Source organism: Crocosphaera sp. Alani8 (assembly GCF_038442745.1).
Lineage (GTDB): Bacteria > Cyanobacteriota > Cyanobacteriia > Cyanobacteriales > Microcystaceae > Crocosphaera.
In genome coordinates, this window is record NZ_JARVCN010000083.1 from 1 (window position 1) to 11,272 (window position 11,272).

8 protein-coding genes are annotated in these 11,272 nt (G+C 38.9%); 4 read left to right on the forward strand and 4 right to left on the reverse strand.

Translation table 11 applies throughout. From position 1 onward, the window contains the following. Positions 1–122 precede the first annotated feature (122 nt). Positions 123–1,286, reverse strand: a complete 1,164-nt coding sequence (locus P9B04_RS06245; protein WP_007313425.1) for an FAD-dependent oxidoreductase — start codon at positions 1,284–1,286, stop codon at positions 123–125. Between the two features lie 281 nt (positions 1,287–1,567). Here P9B04_RS06245 and P9B04_RS06250 point away from each other — a divergent pair, with 281 nt between their 5' ends. Together P9B04_RS06250 and P9B04_RS06255 are read left to right on the forward strand one after the other, a co-directional pair. After that, entirely contained in the window at positions 1,568–2,263 is a 696-nt protein-coding gene (locus P9B04_RS06250; protein WP_342054137.1) for a tyrosine-type recombinase/integrase, read from the forward strand. Positions 2,264–2,650: 387 nt separating this feature from the next. Continuing rightward, positions 2,651–5,854 (forward strand): plasmid replication protein, CyRepA1 family, encoded by a 3,204-nt coding sequence (locus tag P9B04_RS06255; protein WP_342054138.1) that lies wholly within the window; start codon positions 2,651–2,653, stop codon positions 5,852–5,854. Here the strand turns inward: P9B04_RS06255 and P9B04_RS06260 are convergent. Beyond that, the gene (locus tag P9B04_RS06260; protein WP_342054139.1) at positions 5,851–6,354 is read right to left on the reverse strand and encodes a hypothetical protein; all 504 of its coding nucleotides are present in this window, start codon (positions 6,352–6,354) and stop codon (positions 5,851–5,853) included. The two genes, P9B04_RS06255 and P9B04_RS06260, sit on opposite strands and share 4 nt — an antisense overlap. Positions 6,355–7,200: 846 nt before the next feature. On the opposite strand from P9B04_RS06260, the gene P9B04_RS06265 reads away from it, so the two are divergent. Both P9B04_RS06265 and P9B04_RS06270 read left to right on the forward strand, forming a co-directional pair. Beyond that, positions 7,201–7,905 carry a hypothetical protein gene (locus P9B04_RS06265; RefSeq protein WP_342054140.1) on the forward strand — a complete coding sequence of 235 codons (705 nt, stop codon included), beginning with the start codon at positions 7,201–7,203 and terminating at the stop codon, positions 7,903–7,905. A gap of 225 nt (positions 7,906–8,130) precedes the next feature. Continuing rightward, on the forward strand, positions 8,131–8,679 hold the full coding sequence (locus P9B04_RS06270) for a helix-turn-helix domain-containing protein (protein ID WP_342054141.1): 549 nt from the start codon (positions 8,131–8,133) through the stop codon (positions 8,677–8,679). Between the two features lie 4 nt (positions 8,680–8,683). On the opposite strand, the gene P9B04_RS06275 is transcribed toward P9B04_RS06270, so the two are convergent. Then, positions 8,684–10,144, reverse strand: coding sequence for a hypothetical protein (locus P9B04_RS06275; RefSeq protein ID WP_342054142.1), 1,461 nt, complete (start codon positions 10,142–10,144; stop codon positions 8,684–8,686). 129 nt (positions 10,145–10,273) lie between these two features. Next, the gene (locus P9B04_RS06280) at positions 10,274–10,852 is read right to left on the reverse strand and encodes a tyrosine-type recombinase/integrase (protein ID WP_342054143.1); all 579 of its coding nucleotides are present in this window, start codon (positions 10,850–10,852) and stop codon (positions 10,274–10,276) included. Positions 10,853–11,272 lie beyond the last annotated feature (420 nt).

Consider the following 11,272-nt stretch of genomic DNA (forward strand, 5'->3'; position numbering starts at 1 on the left):
GCATAAGGCTTTCATGCTTGTTCTTAATTCTCTCATGAATAATGCAGGCTAAGTTTTTGAAATTGGTATAACTTGACGAAAGTTGTGAAAAATCAGACCCTTATTCAGCAACGCCTTTTGTTTTATTTTGAGCGAACAGAAGCAAGTTGAGTTTCAAAGGCAATCTTTAAACGATCTGCTTGATCTTCTGCATGGGAATCATAACCCCCTTGTCTTGCTTTCTCTAATAAGGGTGTAGTTACTGCCATTCTTTCCCTTTCATAATTCTGTATTGCTAACCCAAGTCTCTCTATATCAGTAAGCGTTATGTCAGCAAGATTCCTGGCCAAAGTTACAGCATCTTGTAAAGCCAAAGTAGTACCTAAACCAAGAGAAGGTCTAATTGGATGAGCCGCATCTCCTAATAATGTTACACACTGATTATCTCCCCATTGTGCTACTGGTTCTCGGTCAAAAACTCCTGTTTCGACGATCGCCTTAGGTTCAGTAGGCTGAATGAAATGATTGATCACAGGAAGCCAATGGGCAAAAACCTCTTGTACCTTTAAGTGCGCAGATGAGCTTTTTTCTGGACTTTCTTGTAACGCAGTAGCACCCCAAGCGATTAAATCATCACCTGCATCCATAATCCAAAAGTTTTTCCCTTCTCCCACAACTAGTTGAAAGCCAAAACCTTGACTGAATGGAAAATCAAGAGTTAGCTTTTGACGTGGAAAAATACCTCGCCATGTCATTGTTCCGGTATAAAGAGGAGAACCATCTCCTACAGTTATAGCTCGAACACAGGATTTATAACCGTCAGCACCGATAAGTAATCTGGCACAAACATCAGTTTGTTTTTTAAATTGTAATCTGACACAGGAATTAGAATCGTAAGTAAAATTAATCAAAGAATGATTGAGATATAAAGATACATTGGTCGATAAACTATCACGAAGACAAGTTTGAAGACTATACCATGCTAACCAAGTAAAATTAGTTCCTGCCAAGGGAGAGTCATCAGCGAAAAGAACTTCTCCATTAGGTCTGATCAATAGTTGATATTGAGGATTGGCGGCTAGTTTCCTTACCTGAGTAGCTAAATCTGAATCAATATCGGCTAGGGCTTTGTAACCCATATCTGCTAATCCTAACGCCGCACCAATGGGACGTAAAATTTTAGCCTTTTCAAAAATGCCGACGGAAAATCCTAATTTTGCTAAAGCATGAGCAACAGCAAGTCCACCTGGTCCGGCTCCAATAACGGCAACGTCTAAAATATCATTATTCAGGTTTAATGAGTTCATTTTCATTCAGTATGATAGGGGTAGTGGTGAACGGAATAATAAGAGTTTCAGCCACTTGTCGTTATTCTTATAAAGCAATGATAAAATAATTTAGATATACAATACTACTATGATCACCTAACCTAGGATATAGGAGTTAGGTGGTTAAATTTTGAATAAGTGTGAGAATAAACGTTAATTTTAATGTTATGGAATAAATTATCCTTCATTATTGTTTATTTTTGACTTTCAGTCCTTAGATGATAGGATTTCTCAAATACTGCTTATATAGAAGGGTTAAATTGAAAGTTAACGGACATGGCCGAGCCAAGATTTTAACCATAGAAGAGATCCAGATATTATTCTCTGACGGGTTGAAGCTTGAACGAGATCGGGTGATGTTTGGGGTGATGTTGTTTACGGCGTGTCGAATTAATGAAGCTTGTACTTTAAGGACAACGGATGTCTATGATCGTCGTGGCCGTGTCATGGAGGAGATCATCTTTAGGAAGCAGAACACTAAGGGGAAATTGGCCACCAGAACTATCCCAGTGTTTGAGGATTTAAGGGTACTGTTAACCAACTACGGGATAGATCGCGCCTCTCGGTATTTATTCCCTGGCAGGTTAGAAGGGCATATACAACCGGATAGCGCATCTAGAATCTTCAGGAAAGCGTGTATCAGTGTGGGAATTGTTGGGGCATCGACTCACAGCTTCCGAAGGACGGCCTTAACCCAGATGAGTAATGGAGGGATTCCGTTGAGGGTGATCCAGGAGGTGAGTGGCCACAGAAATTTAGGACAGCTTCAAAAATATTTAGAGGTTCAACCGGATCAAGTTCGTGGTGCGATCGCCAGTCTGTCCATGTTGAGTCCTGGGTCTGGGGATGGGGGAGATAAATGTCATGAAATCTTGATAGACAAGAAAAGGAGAAATCTTGACCTCGATACTCATCCTGAAGTGAGTTTGAGTATCCCTGATGTAATAGATGATTAGACTTTAATAGTTAATGATCTTACTCAAAATTATTGATTTAGTCTAGATATTTAGGGTTAAATGCGGTTAGGCAGATAATTCATAAACGTTTCTTATTGATTTAGTTGTAGAGATCCCTACAAAGAATTAAAATCTCTTCTATATATTACTGGCCAAAAAAATAGGGGGGTTGCCTTTAATGAAGTTTTAAATACTTAGTAGTTGAAACCAAGGCTACTGCCTAGTTCAAAAAGCAGTAATGATTACTTCACAAAAAGGGGGAACCCTCTCCCTAACAAAAATCTTTTACCATTTTGAAGTTTACCGCTTTTTCGTGTGTTTCTGACATTGACTAAGTAATAAGACTCAGAAAACCCCCTTGTGTACCACCACAAGAGGACTGGGTGAATGGATACCGCAAAAATTAAGCAGGAATTTATCAACTTAAGTGCGATCGCCACTAACGTTTTCAATTTAGCGGTCAAAATCAGCCCTGACATCGAAATTGACCCCATCACCAAAGAAGTGATGGGAACACCCCTGTATGACCTCCTGGGCTGGAAATATACCCGATTTAGTCATCAGGCTAAACCAAACCTCCTTGGGGCTACCTTCTTCCAAGAAACGGGAGAACCCTGGCAAAGTAAGCTTTTTGGTTTCTTTGATAATGGAACGCGAACGGGAAGATATTACGCTCAAGCAGGAATCGGCGACGTTCCCTACCTTCCCCCCGTCCCCCAAGAGATTCGGGAAAATATCGCCCTTAAATATGACCTGACCCCTCCAGAGGAAGATCAGGCATTTTGGCCATGGTTTACCCAAAACAAAATAATCCCCCTAGTCCTCGATGAAGGAGCCAAGAAAGCCCTTTGTACCCTCTCAGGGGGTAATGCCTCAGTTTCTCTGTTTGGCTGCACCTGTGGGGCAAAATGGAACGTCTTATCAAAACGCTATGAATTAATACCCCAACTAAAAGCCCTCGTAGCTGACCGTTTAGTTATCATCACACTAGACATGGGGGATCTTAAACCATCATCCATTAAAGCCGTAATTGAAGGCATCAAACGCTTAGGGAAAGCCATTAAAAATGAAGGGGGACGGCCATTAGTCGCTGTCTGGGATCGGGAACTGGGCAAAGGCATCGATGATGTAGCAGCCAATCATGGCCACAAGAAAGTTCAAGAAATCTTAGATAACGCTATCCCCTTCGATGAATGGTTAGGAAATCAGGTTGAAACAGACTATTTAACCTACTTACCCTCTGTCAAGGTTAATCAACGTTACTTCAGCGTTGAAATTCCCGATAATAGATTAGTGGGCATCAAAGGGCCTCAAAACACAGGCAAAACAGAACAGTTATCCCGTCGTTGTCGTAGAGCTATCAAGAAAGGGCGGCCAATTTTCATTCTCTCCCACCTAGAAAATTTAGCCAGAGCATTAGGGGAACGGTTAGGAGTTCCTTATCGAACCGAAACAGACGAACAAGGACGGGTTTTAGGATATGCTTTGGTGACGGATTCTTTAAGACCAAAATATAAAGGTTTTGACGCAGACCATTGGCGAGGGGTGGAACCTATCGTTATTTTAGATGAGTGTGAACAGGTTATCTGGCATACCCTAAATGGTCAAACCGACATTAAAGAATATCGTGTCCAAGTTCTCAAGCAACTGAAAAAACTTTTAAACCAAGCTTATCAAATAATCTTGGCTGATGCTGACCTCTCCGATGAGAGCATTAAGTTTGTTCAAGGGTTATTAGATGAAGAGGTTGACCCTTATATTATGGTCAATGACTATCAACATGAAGGATGGGATTATTTTACTTTCTCTTCCAAATTAGAATGGCATTCAAGACTGATGAAAAAAGCCAAGTCAGGGAAAAAGTTATTAATCTTAACTGCGGCTCAGAAGCCAGAGTCTAAGAACGGAACCATAGCCATTGAAAATCGATTACTCTCAGAATTTACCCAGGACTATATCTTAAGATATGACAGTGATACCTTAACAGAAAAAGGACACCCTGCTTGTGAAGGGAAGTCCGACTTAAATACCTTGTTTCAAAAATATAAGTTTGTGGTGGCTTCTCCTTCCATTGTCAGTGGGGTAAGTTTAGATTTTAAAGACCATTTTGATGAAGTTTGGTGTTTATCCACGGGAGCCATTAGTCCGACCAATATTGTCCAATTCCTATGGAGATTAAGGGATAACGTACCGAGATTTATTTATGTTAATAAAATTAGTAATATTGGCTTAGTGGGAAATGGGTCAACCAATGCCGTCCATTTAATGCGAGGGGAAAATAAAAAGTGTGAGCTAACTTTAAAATACTTAAAGGATTTTGATTATCTTTGTGTAGAAAATATAGATGCTCCTATGGACTCAGTTTGTATGAAGACATGGGCGAAAATGGGAGCGAGAATAAATCGACAAATGAAAACCTATCGAGAGACGGTTTATGCTTTATTAGATGCCCAAAACCATCGACGTTATCATTGGTCAGATTGTTTAGATAAAGAGGAGAGAAAAGCGGAAAGGAAGAGTCTAACCGATAATAGAGATGAGGTTAAGGAAGAGATTTATTCTCGACAGGTTAAAGCCCAAGATATTGAGCCTAATGAGGCTAAACGTCTTGAAGAGACTATCATTAAAACCAAAGAAGAAAAAGCACAACTAGGACGATATAAACTCAAGCAAAAGTATGGACAAGTAACCCAAGAAATCGCCAGAGCGGATGGCCTAGGGTTACATCCTAAGTTGAAGCTTCATTATCATCTGACGATGGGGCGTGAGTTTATCGAAGCCAAAGACACGGCTAAAGTAAAAACCCTATTAGAGAATAATGAGGGGGCGGCCTTTGTCCCAGATCTGAATCGGGTGACAAAAATTAATAAAGTGAAGGGATTAGAAGCGTTAGATGTTCTTGGATTAGTGGACTTCAATCGGGAATTTATGGCCACGGATGAGGATCTAATTAAACGGGCTAACTTGGCCATTCACAATACAGAAGAAATTAAAACCGTCTTGGGGATCTCTATTTGTCAGCCGACGGCGAACCCGAAAACGGGAGAGATGACTGTCCCTTCTATTAAAGTGACACGACAACTCCTTAATTTAATTGGCTATGATCTCAAACGCACTGAACGGCGAACGATTAATGGCCAACGACAATTTATATATAAGGTAGTGGATCTGCTGTCGAATCAAATCCGTGAGGCGATATTTAATTATTGGCTGACCAAAGATAAGGAATATTCTATGGTGTCTGATGAAAGCAGAGAAATGGCACAAGAGAATCAAGTGGCACGACAAACCGTATACAGTAAGTCGACCTCTCGTTCCAATGGAGATGGAGTAACGTCTGTGGTGCCACCCCCGAATAAGGGGACTTTTGACCCGGTGGCACGACAGACCGTATACGATAAGTCGACCCCTGGTGCCGATCAGACAACGCCATTAAAAGTGGGGATGGAGATCATCACTCAAGCCAACAGGAAGATAGGGAGGATCGTCTCAGTATCTGAGAAGCTCTCCGAGGTGTTGGTTGAGTTTTTGGATCAAGTTAGCCGTTATCAGTTATCAAGTTTTTGGGATGAGGTGGAGTTAGTTTTTTAACGAGCCGCCGCAAAAAGGATTCGTTTGTAATTGTCCCTTAACTTCATACTTTCCAATAACTTCACTGTATTATTGGGATTCTCTATATCTGTCTCGTACTCAAAATTCTGAATGTTCAGAGGACAAACCTGGTTGCTTTGTGAAGTGATATAACCTTTATTTGGGTCAAGGGTGATGATAACGTTAATGCCCCCCTGAGAAGGAGGAGAGTGGACAAGAGCGATTGTGTCTAAAAATTTTTCTGCCATTGCTGAATCAGGAAACTCTGCGTCTCCCTTACGTCGTCGTCCGTCAGTACAGTTTATGAAAAAACCAAGTAACTGTGGTTCAGTTTCAGTAGCGAGGAAAACACTACTGTCAGAGGCTATCGTGAGAATTAAAATGTCTCCCTCTTTCCAAGCATCTTCTTGCCACCAATGACCAAAATCAGGTAGTCCTTTATTTGATGGAACCTTTCCATAATTAGGATCTAACTTTTTACGTCCTTTGGCTTTACCCATAACTTCTTGTTTGTCATATCTGTATTAATTGTAATGAAATCACCCAGATTAAGCCGTCTATATTATCAAGCTGTGGGGATGAAGATCTACTTTTGGAGATCAAAAAAAAAAACAAATTCTCTTTTCCCATCTGCCCAGGGGGGTTCTAGGGGGTCTCCCCCTAGACAGTTACTCCGTACTGACTTTTGGAACGCAGTGACAAAACGTCAGTACATGGAGTACGCTGACTTAGCTTTCGCGGTTGAGACTCCACTAATCCCCTAGATGAGAGCCTTATCGGTCGAATCAAACAGCTAGGGAGGTAAAAAAAGCTTGTTATTGGACGTTACTCGACGTTACTGGACGTTACTAAACGTCGTTGATAGTCATGATTTGTTATCGATTTTGGGTCAGATTCGGGTCAAAAACCGAGTCGGGGTGACTTTTTTGATAACAATTAGTAACGTTGAGTAGGAGTCAGTGACGTTTAATGACGAATAGTGACGTTGAGTGACATTAAATAAGTATTAAGAAAATGGGGTGTTTTCGTCATTGAATGAACCAGTGAAAAAATAAGCCTACCCAGATGGGTAAAAAGTGGCTGCTGGTTACGGTCACTGTGGATCGTCTTATCAGACAAACCCTTTTTAGATTTACTTAAGATCGTATCATTTTATGTGTCCTGAATTATGAAGCACTTAGAGATGGGACATACAAGCACGATCTGTTATGGGCATGAAGCATCCGCTTTTTAAAAGGAGGTGCAGGATCTGTCAATCTGTTACTTTTAAACAATAAATATGTATTGCATCCGAGATAGTTAACTGTTTATCATAAATTGAGACGATAATAATTAGAGGACAACCCTTGGGTGAAGCTAAACGGAGAAAGAAATTAGATGCTAAATGGGGAAAACCCCATTGGAAGCCCCAGATGGAGATGGAAGAGTACCGAGAGTGGGGCTTACATGAATTCAGCAGAGATTCTCTTATTTGCTTTCATTACTTTAAGGACACTTTTGTTGATGAGATTCCGATGAGTATTCGGGAGAAGGCTCCAAAATGGATAGAGCAACAAAAAGGACAAGTTAAGGTGAGTTTTTTATTAGGGATAATGTTTGATGAGTTAAATCAAGATTTTCTTTCTAAAAAGTCGGCTGAACTTTCTGTTAAATATAAATTGTCTCAAGAGAAAATGTACTTTCAGGTATTGAAAGGATTTCTTATTGCTTCCAATTTTTTTCAAATTGAGGATGAGGATGAGTATGAAGAAGAGGAAAGAGAGAGTTTATTCTTCTATATTTCCTATGAGGAGCTTGAAGTGGCAGAAAGGAGGTTTAAAAAACAAATCAATCCTGTTTATCAAAAATGTACCGATTTAGGAATAGATTTGACAATGTATGAAGATATTATCAATACTTCATTTGTTCCCGAAGAACTTGAGCAAGCAGTAATTCATCTAACTCTTAGCTTAAGAGATTATCCTGAGATTATAGATGAAATTATAGATACTCTTCCCCAATTTTGGATCTTGTCTGAGACTCGTAAGACTCTTGAAAAATTCTTAAAATAAGCTCAATTTGAATAAGTAATGGTCTTTTTGATGCCTAAATACTATGTTGTGGGCAGGTAACAGTTATGTCGTCATGACAACTCAAACTCAGCACAATAGAGTGTGAGAACGCTTCCTTGCACGTTCTAAATTTCATATATACATTTTCTATATATTATGTATATATCCTTTTATTGTCTAGATTTAGTCTATAATATAGACAATAATCTAGATTATAATATAGATATGGAGACAACTACATTAGCCACGTTCAGGATAGATAAAAAAACCTGGAAGAAGTTTAAGAAATGGGTAGGAGAGAAGAATAGTAATGCCAGCGCAGAGTTAAATCAGTTTGTCTTACGGTCATTAGGACTTATAGATGAAAATCTAGATACTGAGAATAATAATGCTCTAGAACAACGTATAGATAGTTATCTAGATAATAATCTAGAACAACGTATAGAAAAAGCGATTAATATTTATCTAGATATTAATATAGATAAATATATAGATAAAGTAAATCTGCGATATCGGGATGAACAACAGAATATTGATATAGATACTAATGCTGAAGATAATCTAGATATTAGTATAGATAGTAATATAGATGAAGAAAAACCAAAAGCAGAGTCTTTACAAGAAGAATCCAATGAACAGTTAACTCATGCAGAATTAGCTCGTCGTATGAATGTGAGTCCGGCTACGGTTTCGAGATGGGCTAATGGAAAACGTCAACCACCATTAGACCTTGAATGGCGATATGATGCCCAACTCAAAAAATGGGTCAAGTAAAAATTCACTTAAACTTAAATTGAGGAGAATCTGTCTTAGAGAACCAAAGATCATTTTCAACTTTCCAGTGTTGAAAAATATCCTTAAAATGTCTTGAGGGTTTTGATTGGGCTTTTCGCCAACGGACGACGGTTTGTTTAGTAGATTGAATTAAATTAGCAAATTCTGTATCATTTAATCCTTCTACTTTAGCCTTTTCTAGAAGGGAATTAATCGAGGAATCTTTTGAAGTCAATTCTTGTTTTTCATCGGGTTCTTTAATGACTTCTTCTTTCTGGTTATCAGTTTTAACTACTTCTGAATGCTCATCCTTATTAAGCACTTCCTGTTTTGAATCTGAATCTTGTTCGACAGGAACAGTTAATTGATTATGCTTATCGACTAAGCCGTGAGTTTCTTTGATAGATTGTTGATTCTTCTTCTTCTTTTTCTTCTTTTTCTTCTTCTTCTTGACCTTCTTTATAGGTTCTTCTACCTTTATAGGTTCCTCTACTAATAAAGATGATAGTTTATAAAAACTATGCTCTAAAAGAATTTCTAAGAGCATAGACATCAGAACTGTTCTTACCTGTTTCTCTGCTTCAATATCTTGACGCTTTTGCTCTTCCTTTTCCTCTTTTAAAGCTGCTAACTTTTCCATTTTAGTTTTACTCATCAAATATTTAGGATGAGTTGTTGTCGGTTCGGCTAAAACTTCCTTGACCCCAAAAGAATCCATCTTAGCAATAAATCGACATTTAAGTTGTACAAAATAACGGTCAGGTTGTTGTTCAGCTTTAGGATTAAAACGATAAGGAGGAACCGGACTATCTTTCCATAATATAGGGATATGAAGAGGCTTAAAATCGTCACCTTGTTTTAATAAATCATCCCTTTCTTCCTTCTCACGCCAATTTCTCATCACAGTAATTAGAGGACGACGATTCTGGGGAATAAATTGCCAAAGACCCCTTAAAATAAACTCGTTTTCTTCTTTTCCCTCGTAAGGACTATTCTGCCAACTAATTAACTCAAAACGCAGTTCTGGTCGTTTCCTAGGAATAAACATTAGAAAGGGATAAACAGCCACATAAACCAGATCGTCTGGATGATATTGAAATTGTATTTTGAAAGCAAAAAATGTATCTTTTTTGATCTGAAGTCGATAGTTTTTCCCTTGAGTACGAAGGGAAAATAGTTGTCTTTCTTGTTTTTGTTCATTCAGAACCGTCTCAGCTTTAAAACGTCCTTTAAGAATCCCAACAGCCTGAAAAAGACTACTATCAACTGAATTATCCTCATCCTCAACGGCTCCATCTTTTTCTAAAGATTGTTGTTGTGAATCTGTGGCTGATTGTGTTTGGTTATCCCGTTCTTTGTAGAGATCATCAAGGGATTGTTTAATTGTTTGATAAGTAGGGGAATCGGGAGAAGTTTCCGATAGGATTGTTTCTAACTTAGTAATTTCTTCAGCCAGCGATACCATAAATAAAAATCACAATGGTTTGATCAATGTTTATTGATCTTAGCAAGCAGTTGTACTGACGCTCACCCTAATAAGCATTAATAGCCAAGAAATTTTAAGTTATTCGCTCACTTCAGAGGGTAAACCATTTTAAAATTCGAGTGAGTCAATAGCATTTTGTTTCTGTTTATCGGTGACACCTAAATAACGTTCTAAAGCGGATAGAGTACGATGGCCTGAGATAGCTTGAATGTGACGTAAAGGAACACCAGCATCACTCATCTGGGTTAAAGCGGTGCGTCGGAAGCTGTGGGTAGATACTCCTTCAAACTCTAGACGATAGCAGACTTCTCTCAAGATGAGATCAGCACTGCCTTTGTGAATGTGTCCCCGTCCGTGGCGGCCTGGGAAGAGATAAGGGTTTTTAGGGTTAAAGTTATCAGCACAATAGGCTTCAAGGTACTCTCGTAACCGGCGGTGAATGTCGATTTCCCTGGTGTCTCGTTTGCCCTTGGTGTTGACGCTACGGATCACGAGTTTATCTCGGACACCTTTGAAGCCGATGACATCCCCGGTTAATAAAGTACAAGCTTCGTTGATTCGGGTGGCTGCGTAGAGACAGATAGCGAATAGGGCGCGATCTCTTGGCTTGATGAGTCCTTCAGTGAATAATAGAGATATCTGATCATTGGTGAGGATTTCAGCGCGGCCGTAACGGTTTACCTTCATAAGATCAAGGTTACATGATCATTCTTCACAATGATCTCCTAACTTCTTCATAAAGGGGTCTAGAATCAATTTCATATACCTTAGTAATAGATACATCGTTTTCTAGGATCAGCATGGGTTTATGATGCCTTAAACCTCCCAATGAGACGATACTAACATCATAATTCAATCCATCAAACAACGATAGTTACCCCAAAAATTTCTCAGGGGTTACTTTTGGCGAAAATTAGCGAAAATTAAATGTTAAATTTTATTAAGTTTGAAAATTGGAAAAATATTCTTAGCTGTCTAAATTATTGTGAGGAAGCAGTAGTTTATACTTAAGTACATTAGTTCTAAGTAAATGAGTTAGGCGATCAAACTAGTTATACTCACATCTTGCACCAAGAAAAGTTGATATGAGGAACGATGGCTAAAACT